We start from the raw sequence: 15097 nt of genomic DNA, 5'->3' as shown, positions 1-15097 counted from the left end.
ACCACTTTGCTCCAATACCCTGGCCCCAGACATGAAAAAGCCCCGCCAGATTGGCGGGGCTTTTTTATATTACGCGACAGCGCAGTGAGCGGTGAGGGAGTCCCCTCGCCTGCTTACTGGTTATGGCTGGAGCGACGGGGGCGACGAGCCTGGGCTGGCTTGCCAGCACCCGCGCCTTCGGGGCGAGGACCGTTACCGGAACGCTGACCACCATTGCTGGCACCGCCGGAGCGGCCACCGCCATTGCCGGAACGGCCAGCGCCTTGGCGCTGCTGCGGGCGCGGCGCACGGCGCTCTTCGCTCGGATCCCGCGGCTCTTTGCGCAGGGGCGCACCGATGCCACGGGCGATGTTATCGAGAGTCTCGCGGGACGCTTCGAAACCGGCAACCTGCTCGCAGGGAATGTTCTGCTTGGTCAGGCGCTCGATGGCCTTGATCAGCTTGCCTTCATCGGCGGCAACCAGGGAGATGGCGTGACCGGTGGCACCGGCACGGCCAGTACGGCCGATACGGTGCACATAGTCTTCCGCGACGTTGGGCAGCTCGAAGTTGACCACTTGCGGCAACTTGTCGATGTCCAGACCACGGGCGGCGATGTCGGTGGCGACCAGCACCTTGACGTTGCCATCCTTGAAACCGGCCAGGGCACGGGTACGGGCGCCCTGGCTCTTGTTACCGTGGATGGCGGCAGCGCTGACGCCGTTCTTGTCCAGGGTCTCGGCGACACGGTTGGCCATGTGCTTGGTACGGGTGAACACCAGTACCTGCTGCCAATCGTTGCTGGTCACCAGGTGGCTCAGCAGACCAATCTTGTTGGCCTTGTCGCAGGGGTGAACCAGCTGCTCGATGCGCTCGGCGGTGCTGTTGCGCGGGGCCACTTCGATCACGGCCGGGTTGTTGAGCAGGCCGGTGGCCAGCTCGCGGATCTCTTCGGCGAAAGTCGCGGAGAACAGCAGGTTCTGACGCTGCTTGGGCATCAGGGCCAGGATCTTGCGAATGTCGCGGATGAAGCCCATGTCGAGCATGCGATCCGCTTCGTCCAGCACCAGGATCTCGACTTCGTCGAACTTCACGGCGCCCTGGTTGTAGAGATCCATCAGGCGACCCGGGCAGGCCACCAGTACGTCCAGACCACGGCGAGTCGCCATCATCTGCGGGTTGATGCTGACGCCACCGAATACCACGTGACTGCGGATCGGCAGGTGTTTGCCGTAGTTGCGCACGCTCTCGCCCACCTGGGCGGCCAGCTCGCGAGTCGGGGTCAGCACCAGGGCGCGGATCCGGTTCGGCGACACTTTGCGCTTGCTCTCGGTCAGACGTTGCAGCATCGGCAGGGTAAAGCCTGCGGTCTTGCCGGTCCCGGTTTGGGCCGCCGCCATCAGGTCACGGCCAGCCAGTACGGCCGGGATCGCTTGCAGCTGAATGGGGGACGGAGTGTCGTAGCCTTGTTCGGCGACGGCACGGAGCAAAGGCTCGGCCAGACCGAGGGAAGTAAAACTCATAGTTACCTGCTAGGGATTTGGGGCGCCGGGGATTTGTGGTGGGGCTCCTCTGCCGAGCCGATGCCATCTCACAAGAACTGGGCCTATTGAGAAAACAACGATTTTCCCCGGGGAGCAGAGCAAAGGGGAAAGAATAGAGGCCGCAGTCTAGCGGAGTTGGCGTCCCGAGACGAGAGAAATGTGACAACTATCGCAACATGATTAAAAAACGAGGCAAATAGCATCGACTGCCCTGCCCTCCTTATCTCTGTCCAGCAGCCCGTGGCACGCCCCTGGGGGAGGCACATCAGCAATATCCCGGCCAACCTGAGTCAACCCCCAACAAAACAGGCAGCCAAGGCTGCCTGTTTCAGATCATGGGGCAACCACCGTCAGCGCAGTTGCGGGGTCGCGGTATGGACACCGGCATTCTGGGCACGGTGGCGCAGCAGGTGATCCATCAACACCAGGGCCAGCATGGCCTCGGCGATGGGCACGGCGCGGATGCCGACACAGGGATCGTGGCGACCCTTGGTGATCATCTCGGTCGCTTCACCCCGGGTATTGATGGTCTTGCCCGGCACCGTGATGCTGGAGGTGGGTTTGAGCGCCATGCTCACCACAATATCCTGACCGGACGAGATACCGCCGAGGATGCCACCGGCATGGTTGCTGGCAAAGCCGGCCGGGGTCATCTCGTCGCGATGCTCGGAGCCTTTTTGCTCCACCACCGCGAAACCGTCACCGATCTCCACACCTTTCACCGCATTGATGCCCATCATGGCATGGGCGATGTCGGCGTCGAGCCGGTCGAACACCGGCTCGCCGAGGCCCACCGGCACATTGATCGCCATCACCTGCACCTTGGCGCCTATGCTGTTGCCCTCTTTTTTCAGGGCTCGCATGTACTCATCGAGGGCCTCAAGCTTGCCCGCATCCGGGAAGAAGAAGGGGTTCTGCTCTATCTGCTCCCGATCGAAGGCCTCGGCCTTGATGGGGCCAAGCTGGGAGAGAAAGCCGACGATCTCGATGCCATGGATCTGCTTGAGGTACTTCTTGGCAATGGCCCCCGCCGCGACCCGCATCGCGGTCTCCCGGGCCGAGGAGCGGCCGCCGCCACGGTAGTCGCGCTGGCCGAACTTCTGGTGATAGGTGTAGTCGGCATGACCCGGGCGGAACAGGTCCTGGATATCCGAGTAATCCTTGGAGCGCTGATCGGTGTTCTCGATCAGCAGTCCAATGGAGGTCCCCGTGGTCTTGCCCTCGAACACCCCGGCGAGGATCTTCACCTCGTCCGCTTCGCGGCGCTGAGTGGTGTAGCGGGAGGTGCCAGGCTTGCGCCTGTCCAGATCGACTTGCAGATCCGCTTCGCTTATCTCAAGCCCGGGCGGGCAGCCATCAACCACGGCGCCCAGCGCCGGGCCATGGCTCTCACCGAAGGTGGAGACCCGAAAGAGTTGGCCAAAACTGTTCCCTGCCATCTGTGCTCCTTAGTTCTTGTAAATCGCGAAATGAGGCTGATATTGCTCAAGTTCAGCCTTGGTCATCACGAAGACACCATGGCCGCCATTCTCGAACTCGACCCAGGTAAAGGGCACCTCGGGGAACTGGGTCTCCAGGTGGATCATGCTATTGCCTACCTCGACCACCAACACGCCATTGTCTTTGAGGAAATCGGCGGCATGGGCCAGCAGACGCTTGGTGAGCTTGAGGCCATCGGAGCCGGAGGCCAGCGCCAGCTCGGGCTCATGACGGAACTCGTCAGGCAAGTCCGACATGTCTTCGGAGTCCACATAAGGCGGGTTGGAGACGATGAGATCGTACTTGTCACCGGCCGGCAAGTCCCGGAACAGGTCGGAGCGGATCGGGATGACCTGCTGCTCGAGGCCATGATCGGCGATGTTGCGCTCGGCCACGTTGAGGGCGTCGACGCTGATGTCGATGGCGTCCACTTCCGCATGGGGAAACTCGTGGGCCATGATGATGGCGATGCAACCCGAGCCGGTGCACAAGTCCATGATCCGGGTCGGCTCTTCTTTCAAGAAGGGCTCGAAGCGATTGGCCACCAGCTCGGAGATGGGGGAGCGCGGGATCAGCACCCGCTCGTCCACGTAGAACTCCCAACCCGCATACCAGGCCTTGTTGGTCAGGTAGGCCGCAGGGACCCGCTCCTGCACCCGGCGGATGATGAGCTCGGCAATACGATGGCGCTCGGTCGGGGTCAGACGGGAGTGGCGCATGCCCGAGTCCACATCCGGCGGCAGATGCAACGCAGGCAGTACCAGCTGCACGGCCTCATCCCAGGCGTTGTCCGTGCCGTGGCCGTAAAAGATACCGGCGTCGTTGAAACGACTCATGGCCCAGCGCAACATGTCCTGGATGGTGTGCATTTCGGCAACCACCTCGTCGATAAATATCTTGTCCAAATCCACCTCCAAGTCGAGTAATATCCGGCCCGAGCATTCTTATATAGCGAGCAAGACGAGTACCTGATGAAAAAAACGCCTTCACTGACAAGCGATGAAAGCCAGCTGTTCCGCGATGCGATAAAAGGTACCCGGAAAATCAAGCAAGATACCTTAAGGGCCGAGTTGCGCCCGGTCAAGCAGAAACGCGAAATGCGTGAGAGCCGCGAAATGCTTGGGGTTGGCCACTTTTTCAGCGATGAATATCAGCCCCATCTGGACGAAGAGGGGCCGACCCGATATGTACGTGAAGATGTGTCAAAATTTGAGCTGAAAAAGCTCAAGCGCGGCCTCTATCCGCCGGAGATCTACCTGGATCTGCATGGCATGAATCAGAATCAGGCCAAGCAGGAGCTCGCCGCCCTGCTCAGCCTCTGCCAAAAAGAGAATATTCATGTCGCCTCCGTCATGCACGGCATCGGCAAACACATTCTCAAACAGCGGATCCCGAACTGGCTGGCCCAGCACCCCAATGTGCGCGCCTTCCATCAGGCTCCCCGCGAATGGGGCGGCGACAGCGCCATCCTGGTGCTGCTGGACATCGAAGAGTAACTCAAAAGCCCGCCGCCCTTTGCAAGCCACTCGACGGCTCGGGGCGCTTGCCCATCCCAAACCCGGCCTGTTTCCCCTGCTCTGCCCTCGTTGAACAACAGACGTCCAGCTGCGGCCTGCGGCTTTGGATAAAAAACGCCCCCGATGCCTGATGACGTCGGGGGGCGCAGGATAGTGATGAGACGGGGACCCCCGCCCTACCCTGAGTGACGGCACCTAACAGAGACAGGGGCGCTCTACCCCTGTGCCAGATAGTGGGCCACCAGGGCGTTGGCATGGCCATGGCCCATGCCGTGCTCTGCCTTGAGCCAGGCCACCAGCGCCATGTGTTTCTTGTGCTCCTGACCTGCCAACAGGGCCAGCCAGTGCGCAACGGGCTGGCCATACTTCTGCTCGATGGCCGGGAAATAGGAGGCAGGCCCCTTTACCTTCTGCTGTTCAGCCATGTCATGCTCCTTGATGGCCTGCCAGTCCGGGCAGGCACGGCCGATGGTGGACTCAGGGTTTCGGGGCAAACTGCTCGAACACCTCTTGCCCGGTCAGGGTTGGCGTCTCGTTCTTCAATTCGTAGAAGTCCGGCTTCTCGTCGATGAAGATCTGGCTGGCAAGCTCGAACCCTTCCTCCTGGAACAGGCCAGCGGGGAGAATGTACTCATCCGTTGGCAACAGGTGATAGAAAAGATGGGTGCCACAGGTCGGGCAGAAGCCGCGCTCCGCCCACTCGGAGGAGCGGTAAGCGACGGGAGTCAACCCCTTGAATATGACGCCAGTGCCGCCATGTACCGCGAACATGGGCCCCCCTGACCAGCGCCGACACATGGCGCAGTGGCACAGGCTGACCTCTTTATGCTGCTCGCTCGACACGACGATCCCGCCACACAGACAGCTGCCTTGCATATCATCCTCCTCATATTCAGCGTGGGCGCCGACAGGGTGCCGCCGCCATTTACGGTCAGATGAGTATCATGCAAATCCCGAACTCGGCAACTGACCATGTTGCGCATCGCCATCCTCGGCACGCCACTCTTTCCGGCAAAGAGCCCACCCACCCCGATGACTATAAACACGGCGAATGAACTCCATCCACGCATGCATCCGGTGAATAAAGGTTATCGCGACTGTTGCAAGGCGATGCGGTTTCCTTCGCAATCCTGGCATTCGGCCACCCTGATGCCATCACTCACCTGGGTGATGGGATAGAGTATCTTCCCCTCGCACTGCAGCACCCTGGTCATGGTCTGTTCGATATCAGCCACGCTCAGATAGATGCGGGCGCCGTCGAGACTGGGTACATAGCTCTCCCCCTTGGCCAGGGCGCCGGAGCAACCCGCCATGCCCTCGCACAGCGGAAATAGCGCCATCTCGTTGTCATCTATGTCTGCTCGCTCGAATGGGATGCCAAATACTCGGGAGTAGAAGCCGATGGCTCGTGCCATATCCGTCACCGGTATTTCAAAATTCATGGCGATATTCATGTTTGGCTCCCTCCTTGATATATCCCGCGCCGTCATCACTATGTGTCTTATTTATCAACATAACGCCTATGCACCAGAGTCAGTACCCTTGTGACAACCTCGCCAACAATCAATCGAGGGAGGCTAATGCCTCCCTCTTAGGACTCAATCTGTGAAGCTAACGCTGCCCTTAACTGGTGGGAAGCAGCGCCCAGGGCCCGCCTTTGTTTGGCTCATCACCCTGGGTCCACCACTTCGCCTGATAGGTGGCGCCCTGATAGCTCACCTTGTCTCCGGCAACATAGACCTTGCTTGCCCCCCAGGCGGGCACACCGCCAACCGGTGGCGTGCTGGGGTCTGTCGGCGTGGGGGCCAGCTCACTCACGATACGCACCTTGGGCCAACCGGCATGGGATCCATAGAAGTTGGTCACGCATTTTTGGTAATCCCCCGGCACCAGTGCCGAATAAGCGGTCTGGAAACCGACCAGCTCGCACTCGAACGAGTAGCCACCCGGCCTGTCCGCGTAATATTTCCAGTTACCGTCCCAGTTGGTATAGAGCACATCGGTGGCGCCATTGAGGTTCAGGCTGCCGTAGGGGGTCTGCTGCCAGCAGGTATTCTTCTCATCGCTCGCGACCGGGATCTGGTAATGGGCCGCCAGCCCTTCCCAGTAACGGATGCGGTTGACTGGCTGACCTTTCGTCTTGTTCTGCTCGCCGCACTCTATGCCGCCATTGATGACGTTGATGGTGGTGCCAAAGCCATAGCCGATGCCTGCCGCAACCTCGCGCTGGGAGGGTACCCAGGTTCTGTCGATCACGTGCAGCATGGCCGGTTTGGGGGCTTGCGGGGTCAGGAAGAACCAGATGGCGGAGGCGAGGTTCAACCAGGAGTCGGCCACCAGGCCGGGGTTGTTGAGCAACACCGAGGCATCGCCATCAAACATCACCTCGGAGAAGGCGCCGTAGTTGAAGTGATAGGAGAGTTGTTTTGCGCCGCGGCCGAAATAGCCCTGGCCGGTGGCGCAGGGCCACTTCTTGTTCTGCCAGTCATTCTGGCCACAGCCCGTGGTGTAGCCGAGTTGTCCCTCGGACCAACCCATTTCACGGACATGGACCAGGGCCTGTTGCCACTCCTCCAGCGCCTGCGGGTTGTCGGAGATATTCTCCTTGGCGATATGGCCCCCCGTCTCCTGGGAGAAGTGGGCGAAGGCGGTGACGATGGATTTCTTGCAGATGGCATCAGCGTTGCGACCATCCGTGTATTCACCGCAAAAAGCCGGGAACTTGCCAACCGCCCGCAGGAAGCGCAGATAGGTATATTCCGGTGCCGCCATCTGGGTCAGAAAGTCCCATTCGGACTCGGGGAAGACACGTTCAACCCGTTTGACGTTATCGGGGTTGCTCGCATCTCGCGGGAAAATCGCATCCACCACAGTGTTGGAGCGGGTGGCCAACGCCTTGGACCAGAGCGCATACATGGGATTGGCCGTCTTGGCCTGCGCCACCGCCGCCACGTCGGCGGCAGCGATCACATAGCCCCCCGCGTTGTCAGGATCCGGCTGGATATTCATGGCGGCATGGCCTGGCAAGGCACAGGCCGCGGCGACGAGCCCCGCGCAATATGTGAGCTTCAACATGGGCAACAATCCTTGTCTCTGGGTGAAATTTCATCCCGAGCATAGGCTGCCTGATAACTAAATTTACAGAGAAAATTAAGAAATGTTACCAATATGTGAGCCATTTCACTCTGTGCTATGCCCCATGGGATCGGCCACTCCCACCGTGCGAGCGCCCTTGTGTCCCCTCCCTCATCCCTTCTGACAGCAGACCATTGTTTTGATCAACAGAGCGTTGCAGCTGCAGATCACTGTGATGGGGGCGATCAAAAGTAGCCCCTGTTTCAGGATGAAATACCAGGAGCGTTGGGGGGTGGCAGTCAGCTCAGGAACTGCCCTATACGATCAAGCACGTACCGCGCGGATCAAGATGTTGCGCGGCGTCATGGGTTTGGCGCAGAACTCCCCCACTTCCACCCTGTAGCCCCGCTCTTGCAGGAAGAGGGCGCGATCCAGGGCGAGCCAGATCTCGAGCGGGCGGCGGAACAGGTGGCGAACCAGCTCCATCCGGGCAACATCCCCATAACGTGCCTCCCCCTGACCGAGGAGATCATCGTAATGGATGGCCTCGGGCAGCACTATGCCCTTGCGCTCGGCGGCCCAGCGGCAGAAAGCCTCGAAGCTGTCGCTCAGCAGGCTCTTTTGAATATTGGGCACCGGCAGATACTCATCCACCCCCCGTACCTGGCGTTGCAGGCAGTCAAAACCCAGCCGCCACACCACTTCCAGCTCGCGCAGTCGGGCGATGCGGGCGCCACTGGTGACCGTCTCTTGCAGGGGCAGGCGCAGGTCGGCCTTGGTCAGTTGGAGGGCACTCTGTTTGGCGGCCCGGGAGAGAGGACGATAGTCGTTGCCCCGGATCAGGTGATAGCAGCAAGGGGAGAGGGAGACGCCGCTGGCGCCGCGCTCAACCACCCCTTCGAGCAGATGAGTGTGCAGCTCGCCACAGGCATGCAGCGCCATGGCATGGTGTTCGGGGGCGATCAGCGCGGCCGACTCGGCGGCGAAGGCATCGGCCTCGATGAAGTGCATCCGGGCCCCATCGCGCAGTGCCAGGATGCGTCCCGCCTCACACAGCGGCCCCTGCAGCTCCAGGCTGGTTATCGCGGCACTGCGATGGACAGAGACCAGCCGCCCAAGGTGTCCCTTGCCGGCGCACCACTCCAGATAGGGCCCCTGATGGGGTGGCAGGCAACCGGTAAAGGCCTCTATCTGGGCCTGTTTTCGCCCCGGCATGTGCAGCGCCATCCCTTTGCCGCAATCGATGGGCTCGGGTTCGAATCTCACCAGCTCGCTCAAGCGGTGCAACTCGGCCCCCCCCGGGATCCAGGGAGCCAGCAGCGTGGCCAGTGCCCCCATGTCACCATCGAGCCCATTGATCTCCTCGAGACTCAACCCATTGAGCAAGGCGGCCAGATCGGGTGCCTGCCCGGCAAACGCCAGGGTCAGGTGATGATAGGGCTGATATTGCCACCAGGCACGGGAAGCGGTCAGCAGGTGATCGAGGCGTTCGAAACGTTGGGCCAGCACAGGAGTCTCGGGAGTCGGGAGGCGAAAAGAGGGCGCCATTGTAACGGCCTTGCCAGAAATTGCACCCGCCATCATAGGGGCGCGTTCACAACGAAAGAGGGGCCCAGGGCCCCTCTTCTTACTCGCTTAGTGGTTCGCTTAGAACGGCAGCTTCATACCAGGGGGCAACTGCATGCCACCGGTGATCTCGCCCATCTTGCTCTTGTTCTGCTCTTCGACCCGGCGCACGGCGTCGTTGCAGGCGGCCGCGACCAGATCTTCGAGCAGCTCCTTGTCATCTTCCATCAAGGAAGGGTCGATCTCGATGCGACGCACGCTGTGGCTGCCGGTCATGGTGACCTTGACCATGCCAGCGCCCGCTTCCCCTGTCACTTCCAGCAGGGCCAGCTGCTCTTGCATCTTCTGCATGCGCTCTTGCATCTGTTGGGCCTGTTTCATCAGGTTACCCATTCCACCTTTACCAAACATATGTCGTCTCTCGCGTTGAAATCCGGCGACCTGGCCGGGCGTTAGGCTCGTCTGTCCTAGATGGGGACGGCCGAGCGGCATTTCAAGCGGGGAGCCGGGCTCCCCGCACCAGATTCAGCGATTGAGGGGCTCAATACTGTCCATATGGAGCTCCGCACCAAACCGCTGACGTAAAAGCTGTATGTTGGGATCCTGCTCAAGATCCCGTTTCACCTGCTCGCGCACCCCAAGATAGAGGCGCTGCTCTATCTCAAGGGGCGTCTCACGATCGGGCACTGTCCCAAGCGTCACCTCGACCTGCACCTCGCCACCGAGTGCTGGCCCTATGATGGCGGCAAGCTCCATCAGGGCACGATCGCTGACCAGGTGGCGCTGCTCGGGCTTGAGGGTCAACAGCACCCGGGATCCCTCTTGCACCATCACCCCATTGATGGCGAGCTGCCGCAGACGGCCCCCCACCCGAGTGCGCGCAATCAGCTCGCCCCAGGGATCGCCACAATTGTCGAGCAGGCTGGCAGGGAGCAGCTTACTGGGTTCGTCCCCCGGCTCCTCTTGCGCTTGATCGCTATCAATGGAGTCCCAGTCGATGGTCTCCAGCACCGGGGCCGTAGCCTCCATCTGTGCCGGTACCGCCCGGCTTGGCTCAAGCACGGTTTGCGCTGCGGCGGGGCGAGCGGGCTGCCCTGCGGCAGGGGGGGAAGCCGCCGCCGCGTCACGGACAATGGGCTGCTGGATACCGGTCGAGGGTCCTTGGGGATCCCAGGGGGGCGTCCGTTGGCTCAGCGCCGGGGCTGGTGCCCTGCCGCGCTCGGCCTGGCTCGGAGGTGTAACAACCCCCTGTTCCCCCTGGGCCAGGTACTCCTGATAATCCTGCTGATTGTCCTCTTCGTCGTCATGGCTCGGCAACTCGTCGTAGGACCAATCGTCCGGAACAGAAGAGGCAGGCGCCACCATGGCCGTCTGGACGAAGCCAGGCCCGGCCTGCACCGCAGGTGGGCTGACCGGGGATGGCGGGGCAGCCGTCTGCCCCGCCCCGGCCTTGGGAGCACTCGGTGTTCTTGCGGTGCGCGGCGCAGCATCGGTATCAGAGGCGCGCAAGCGGCTGCGCAGCATGTTGCGCGTACCGAGCAGGCTCAGGATGCCGCCACTGCCGTCACTGCCCGTCGCTGCCTCCGGGGGCTGTGCCATGGGTTGCGGTATGGGTTGCGCCATGGACACAGGTTCCGCGTCCTGAGTGGCCGCGGGATGAAGCATCGCAGGCTCCCCATGGGCCGGAACAGGGATGTCCGGGCTGGCCATCGTCCCCGAGGCGCTGATCTCATCCAAACCGGGATCCGGGGCCGGATCCTCTGCCACAGGGGCAGGAGATGGCTGATAGCCCATCTGATCCGCCGCCTGCAGCAACGCCTCCTGCTCGGCAAAGAGCGGAGAGAGGGCGGGCTCAAACGATTCATCATCGCCATCCTGCTTGACCAGTGCCGCCGAAGAGGGGCTCAGGTCAGCCTGCTGCGCTGTGTCGTTCTCGGCAGTGATGCCAGCCTGGCGGAGATCCGCCACAGACTCGGCGGCAGCCTCTGCCTGGTCAGCCAAGGGGGCCGATGTTGATTCAGTGCCCTGGGGGGCTAGCGTCGGCGAAGCGGTCACCCCCTGGGACTTTCCCAACCCCAGAGGAGCGGCCCCCTGCCCCGCCTGGCTTGGCAAGGGGGCCAGGCTCGCCGGGTGGAGCTGGGCTCTGCGCGGCGAGAAGGCGAGCATCCGCAGGCAGGTCATCTCGAGGGCGGTGCGACCATCCGGAGCCCATGGCAAGTCCTTGCGCCCCCCCAGCACGATCTGGTAGCAGAGCTGTACCTCTTCCGGGCTCATGGCCCCGGCCAGTTGCAGCAAGGCATCGGCATCCGCCCCCTGCTCCTGCACGCTGGCTGGCAGCAGCTGGGCCATGGCAACGCGATGAAGCAGGGCTTCCAGCTCGGCGTGGAGCTGATCGAAATCGGGCCCCAGGGTGGCGATCTCGGTGATCTTGGCCATGGTGGCCGGGGCATCCTGACGCAGGATGGCCTCCAGCAGCTGGTGCAGATGATGATGGTCTAGGGTACCCAGCATGGTCAGCACGCTCGCGAGCCCCACGCTGCCGTTGCCATGGGCCAGCGCCTGATCGGTCAGGCTCAGGGCATCGCGCATGCTACCATCGGCCGCCTTGGCCAATGCCAGCAAGGCGCGGGGTTCGAACGGCTGCCCCTCCTCCCCCAATACCCACTCCAGCTGCTTGGCGATCTGGCTCTGATCCAGACTCTTCAAGTGGAACTGCAAGCAGCGGGAGAGGATGGTGATCGGCAGCTTCTGCGGATCCGTGGTGGCCAGCAGGAACTTCACATAGGGGGGCGGCTCTTCCAGGGTTTTGAGCAGGGCGTTGAAGCTGTGACGCGACAACATGTGCACCTCATCGATGAGGTAGACCTTGAAGCGGCCGCGGGCCGGACGATATTGCACGTTGTCGAGCAGCTCGCGGGTGTCTTCCACCTTGGTGCGCGACGCCGCATCTATCTCCAGCAGATCGACGAAGTTGCCCTGATCGATCTCTTTGCAGGTGCCGCAGACCCCGCAAGGGGTGCTGCTGATCCCTTGTTCGCAGTTGAGACTCTTGGCCAGGATGCGGGCGATGGTGGTCTTGCCGACGCCACGGGTACCGCTGAGCAGATAGGCATGGTGCAGGCGGCCCTGATCCAGGGCATTGGTCAGGGCGGTCAGCACATGTTGCTGGCCCACCACTTGCTCGAATGTATGGGGGCGCCATTTACGCGCCAGAACCTGATAGCTCATAGAACCTTTGGATGCGGGGAAGACAAGGCATTGAGGCAGAATGCTAACACAAATGGCGGGGGTGCTGTCACGGCGATGGCCCAAGTTGCGGCAAAGCCTGGGATAACTGACTGAAATTCAACCCGATAGACGAGGGAGCAGGCTATCTTGCAGGGTTCAACCTGCCCGCGTCCATGGCGATCGGCGTTATCCCACAAGCCCTCATAAAAACAGGGAGCCCGACTCGGCGCGGCTCCCTGTTTCATGCAAACGGTTAACGCCGCTTATTCGCCAGCCAGTTCGACCAGCGAGACGACCTTGATACCGGCCGCCGTCAGGCGGGCATCGCCCCCCAGGGAGGGCAGCGAGATGATGAAGGCCGCATCGGCGACTTCACCACCGGCACGGCGGATCAGTTTGACGGTGGCATCGACGGTGCCGCCGGTGGCCAGCAGATCGTCCACGACCAGCACCTTGTCACCGGGCACGATGGCATCGGTATGCAGTTGCAAAGTATCGGTACCGTACTCCAGCGAGTAGGACTCCTCGATCACGGCGCGGGGCAACTTGCCCGGTTTACGAACAGGGACAAACCCCAGCCCCATGGCGAAGGCGACCGGTGCACCGAAGATGAAGCCGCGGGCCTCGGTGCCGACAATCTTGGTGATCCCCTGATCGCGGTAATGTTCAGCCAGCAGATCGATGGTGGCCTTGAAGGCCTCAGCGTTCTCTATCAGGCTGGTGATGTCGCGAAACAGGATGCCCGGCTTCGGATAGTCGGGGATGGTCTTGATGCTAGCTTCGATAAATTTCAGAATATCCGGATTCATTATTTGACCGCTTATTTTTGACCCGGGTCCGGTACGTGAGACCTGGCCCTCGGGAAAACAAAAAGGCCCATCGTGCAGTTCAAGGTGAGACACCCAAAGTGCAAAAACGACAGGCCAACTCCATAGCATGATTGCCGCAGTAGCTTAGGCACTTCACTTCTCCATTGCAACTGGCTCCAGCACGGGCAGGCGCATTAACCAGCCAAGCAGTATCGCCAGGATGGCGAGCAATAATCCGCGCACCCACATCATGGGGGTGAGGGCCAGGGAGATGGCGAAGCTTATCAGGATGAAGATAATGGCGCGCCGCCTCGCATCCCGGCGGATCCCCCTGTGTTCCTGCCAGTCCCGGATGGGCGGGCCAAACCAGGGATGATAGAGCAGCCAGTGGTGAAAACGCGGGGACGAGCGGGCAAACAGGGCCGCCGCCAGCAGCATAAAGGGGGTGCAGGGCAACAGGGGCAATACCAGACCAAGCAGGCCAGTGACAAAACTGAGCCACCCCAGGCAAAACAACAACCAGGATTTCATGCGCGCTCGCCTCGCTACCATGGGATCTTGACTCGAGGGTCCATCCTAGCAGACACGCCCCCCAGACAGATAGGCCATCCCGCGCGAGGTGGCCCTCTGCTGACAAGCGGCGCCCTGGCAAGCCCCCTTCACCAGAGCCATCCGCTGACTCGCCGCCCCTGGCTGCTGCTTTTGTGCGCCAGCGAGGTGCCTGCGACCATGTCGAAGCTGACAGCCGCAGGCGTTCCCACTACAATCTGGCGTCCTTTTCAGCCCTTGCCTTCGGAAAACCGGTTATGCGCGTAATTTTGGCCCCCATGCAGGGGGTGCTCGATCACCTGATGCGGGAGGTGCTCACCTCGGTCAACGACTATGACCTCTGCGTCAGCGAATTTGTGCGCGTGGTCGATCAGCTGCTGCCGGCCAAGGTGTTCCATCGGCTCGCCCCCGAGCTCAAGCAGGGGGGCAAGACCCGCGCCGGCACGCCGGTTCGGGTACAGCTGCTGGGTCAGCACCCCGAATGGTTGGCCGAAAACGCACTGCGCGCCGTCAGCCTCGGCTCCCCCGGGGTGGATCTCAACTTCGGCTGCCCCGCGCCCACGGTCAACAAGAGCAAGGGCGGCGCCGTGCTGCTCAAGGAGCCAGAAGCCGTCTATCGCATCGTCAAGGCGGTGCGTGAGGCGGTGCCCGCCCATCTGCCGGTCAGCGCCAAGATAAGACTCGGTTACGATGACAAGGCGCTCTATCTCGAGAATGCCCAGGCGGTCTACCAGGCTGGGGCCAATGAGCTGGCGGCCCACGCCCGCACCAAGCGCGAAGGCTATCGTCCCCCCGCCCACTGGGAGTATGTGGATGCCATCCGCCGCGCCCTGCCCATTCCGGTGACCGCCAACGGCGAGATCTGGGACAGGCAGGATGCCCTCACCTGCGCCCGGGTCTCCGGCTGTGACAGCCTGATGGTCGGACGCGGCGCCATCTCCCTGCCCAATCTGGCCAACGTCATGAAGACAGGCTGCGCCCACATGAGCTGGGCCGAGGCACTGCGACTCATGGTGAGCTACACGGAGCAGGATCTGGCCGGCGAGAAGGCGGACTACTACCCGAGCCGCATCAAGCAGTGGTTCTCCTACCTCAAACGCGAATATCCCCAGGCCGACCTGCTGTTCACCGATATCCGGGTACTCAAGAGCGCAGAGGAGATCCGCGCTCGTCTGCTGCAAGAGAGCGACCGCCACCCCTGAGCCCTCCCTCTGGAGGTCATTCCCCTCTCCTGCCTGCCCCCACAGGCGGGAATAGGGGCCAGAACCCGTCATTTACTTGACGCATGTCATCTTGACTCTCCTATCGACTCCCTATACTGCCCTGACTCTATAACCGTCTGTTGGGGGCA

General features: G+C 61.8%; 14 protein-coding genes. 2 read left to right on the top strand and 12 right to left on the bottom strand.

The window, feature by feature from the left end; genetic code table 11:
- Positions 1 to 113 precede the first annotated feature (113 nt).
- From BN1130_RS16315 to prmB, 3 genes are all read right to left on the bottom strand, one after another.
- Positions 114 to 1502 (bottom strand): DEAD/DEAH box helicase, encoded by a 1389-nt coding sequence (locus tag BN1130_RS16315; RefSeq protein WP_042043238.1) that lies wholly within the window; start codon positions 1500 to 1502, stop codon positions 114 to 116.
- 371 nt (positions 1503 to 1873) lie between these two features.
- Complete coding sequence (gene aroC, locus BN1130_RS16310) at positions 1874 to 2962, bottom strand: chorismate synthase (RefSeq protein ID WP_042043237.1); 1089 nt, start codon at positions 2960 to 2962, stop codon at positions 1874 to 1876.
- 9 nt (positions 2963 to 2971) lie between these two features.
- Entirely contained in the window at positions 2972 to 3907 is a 936-nt protein-coding gene (prmB, locus tag BN1130_RS16305; RefSeq protein WP_042043271.1) for a 50S ribosomal protein L3 N(5)-glutamine methyltransferase, read from the bottom strand.
- 66 nt (positions 3908 to 3973) lie between these two features.
- Here prmB and smrB point away from each other — a divergent pair, with 66 nt between their 5' ends.
- Positions 3974 to 4498, top strand: a complete 525-nt coding sequence (smrB, locus tag BN1130_RS16300) for an endonuclease SmrB (RefSeq protein WP_042043236.1) — start codon at positions 3974 to 3976, stop codon at positions 4496 to 4498.
- Positions 4499 to 4734: 236 nt separating this feature from the next.
- Here smrB and BN1130_RS16295 read toward each other — a convergent pair whose 3' ends face one another.
- The 9 genes from BN1130_RS16295 to BN1130_RS16255 form a co-directional block, all read right to left on the bottom strand.
- Positions 4735 to 4944 carry a DUF4287 domain-containing protein gene (locus BN1130_RS16295; protein WP_042043234.1) on the bottom strand — a complete coding sequence of 70 codons (210 nt, stop codon included), beginning with the start codon at positions 4942 to 4944 and terminating at the stop codon, positions 4735 to 4737.
- A 52-nt stretch (positions 4945 to 4996) separates the two neighbouring features.
- Positions 4997 to 5395 carry a GFA family protein gene (locus BN1130_RS16290; protein ID WP_042043232.1) on the bottom strand — a complete coding sequence of 133 codons (399 nt, stop codon included), beginning with the start codon at positions 5393 to 5395 and terminating at the stop codon, positions 4997 to 4999.
- A gap of 212 nt (positions 5396 to 5607) precedes the next feature.
- On the bottom strand, positions 5608 to 5973 hold the full coding sequence (locus BN1130_RS16285; RefSeq protein WP_042043230.1) for a VOC family protein: 366 nt from the start codon (positions 5971 to 5973) through the stop codon (positions 5608 to 5610).
- A gap of 169 nt (positions 5974 to 6142) precedes the next feature.
- Complete coding sequence (locus BN1130_RS16280) at positions 6143 to 7594, bottom strand: chitinase (protein ID WP_084218236.1); 1452 nt, start codon at positions 7592 to 7594, stop codon at positions 6143 to 6145.
- A gap of 324 nt (positions 7595 to 7918) precedes the next feature.
- Entirely contained in the window at positions 7919 to 9142 is a 1224-nt protein-coding gene (locus BN1130_RS16275) for a methyltransferase (protein WP_042043228.1), read from the bottom strand.
- Between the two features lie 99 nt (positions 9143 to 9241).
- On the bottom strand, positions 9242 to 9571 hold the full coding sequence (locus BN1130_RS16270; protein WP_005898824.1) for a YbaB/EbfC family nucleoid-associated protein: 330 nt from the start codon (positions 9569 to 9571) through the stop codon (positions 9242 to 9244).
- A 114-nt stretch (positions 9572 to 9685) separates the two neighbouring features.
- On the bottom strand, positions 9686 to 12388 hold the full coding sequence (gene dnaX, locus BN1130_RS16265; protein ID WP_042043227.1) for a DNA polymerase III subunit gamma/tau: 2703 nt from the start codon (positions 12386 to 12388) through the stop codon (positions 9686 to 9688).
- 263 nt (positions 12389 to 12651) lie between these two features.
- Positions 12652 to 13197 carry an adenine phosphoribosyltransferase gene (apt, locus tag BN1130_RS16260; RefSeq protein WP_042043225.1) on the bottom strand — a complete coding sequence of 182 codons (546 nt, stop codon included), beginning with the start codon at positions 13195 to 13197 and terminating at the stop codon, positions 12652 to 12654.
- 153 nt (positions 13198 to 13350) lie between these two features.
- Positions 13351 to 13728, bottom strand: a complete 378-nt coding sequence (locus tag BN1130_RS16255) for a DUF454 family protein (protein ID WP_042043224.1) — start codon at positions 13726 to 13728, stop codon at positions 13351 to 13353.
- Between the two features lie 275 nt (positions 13729 to 14003).
- Here BN1130_RS16255 and dusC point away from each other — a divergent pair, with 275 nt between their 5' ends.
- A complete protein-coding gene (gene dusC / locus BN1130_RS16250) occupies positions 14004 to 14948 on the top strand; it encodes a tRNA dihydrouridine(16) synthase DusC (RefSeq protein WP_042043223.1) in 945 nt (314 codons plus the stop codon).
- Positions 14949 to 15097 lie beyond the last annotated feature (149 nt).

The sequence above is a fragment of the Aeromonas rivuli genome, assembly GCF_000820045.1.
Classification (GTDB): Bacteria; Pseudomonadota; Gammaproteobacteria; order Enterobacterales; family Aeromonadaceae; genus Aeromonas; species Aeromonas rivuli.
This window is presented reverse-complemented; position numbering and strand designations above follow the sequence as displayed.

What these genes read in the sequence shown, in the direction of transcription:
- BN1130_RS16315 (WP_042043238.1), bottom strand. Translation starts at nt 1,502, where the DNA reads ATGAGTTTTACTTCCCTCGGTCTGGCCGAGCCTTTGCTCCGTGCCGTC.
- aroC (WP_042043237.1), bottom strand. Translation starts at nt 2,962, where the DNA reads ATGGCAGGGAACAGTTTTGGCCAACTCTTTCGGGTCTCCACCTTCGGT.
- smrB (WP_042043236.1), top strand. Translation starts at nt 3,974, where the DNA reads ATGAAAAAAACGCCTTCACTGACAAGCGATGAAAGCCAGCTGTTCCGC.
- BN1130_RS16295 (WP_042043234.1), bottom strand. Translation starts at nt 4,944, where the DNA reads ATGGCTGAACAGCAGAAGGTAAAGGGGCCTGCCTCCTATTTCCCGGCC.
- BN1130_RS16290 (WP_042043232.1), bottom strand. Translation starts at nt 5,395, where the DNA reads ATGCAAGGCAGCTGTCTGTGTGGCGGGATCGTCGTGTCGAGCGAGCAG.
- BN1130_RS16285 (WP_042043230.1), bottom strand. Translation starts at nt 5,973, where the DNA reads ATGAATATCGCCATGAATTTTGAAATACCGGTGACGGATATGGCACGA.
- BN1130_RS16280 (WP_084218236.1), bottom strand. Translation starts at nt 7,594, where the DNA reads ATGTTGAAGCTCACATATTGCGCGGGGCTCGTCGCCGCGGCCTGTGCC.
- BN1130_RS16275 (WP_042043228.1), bottom strand. Translation starts at nt 9,142, where the DNA reads ATGGCGCCCTCTTTTCGCCTCCCGACTCCCGAGACTCCTGTGCTGGCC.
- BN1130_RS16270 (WP_005898824.1), bottom strand. Translation starts at nt 9,571, where the DNA reads ATGTTTGGTAAAGGTGGAATGGGTAACCTGATGAAACAGGCCCAACAG.
- dnaX (WP_042043227.1), bottom strand. Translation starts at nt 12,388, where the DNA reads ATGAGCTATCAGGTTCTGGCGCGTAAATGGCGCCCCCATACATTCGAG.
- apt (WP_042043225.1), bottom strand. Translation starts at nt 13,197, where the DNA reads ATGAATCCGGATATTCTGAAATTTATCGAAGCTAGCATCAAGACCATC.
- BN1130_RS16255 (WP_042043224.1), bottom strand. Translation starts at nt 13,728, where the DNA reads ATGAAATCCTGGTTGTTGTTTTGCCTGGGGTGGCTCAGTTTTGTCACT.
- dusC (WP_042043223.1), top strand. Translation starts at nt 14,004, where the DNA reads ATGCGCGTAATTTTGGCCCCCATGCAGGGGGTGCTCGATCACCTGATG.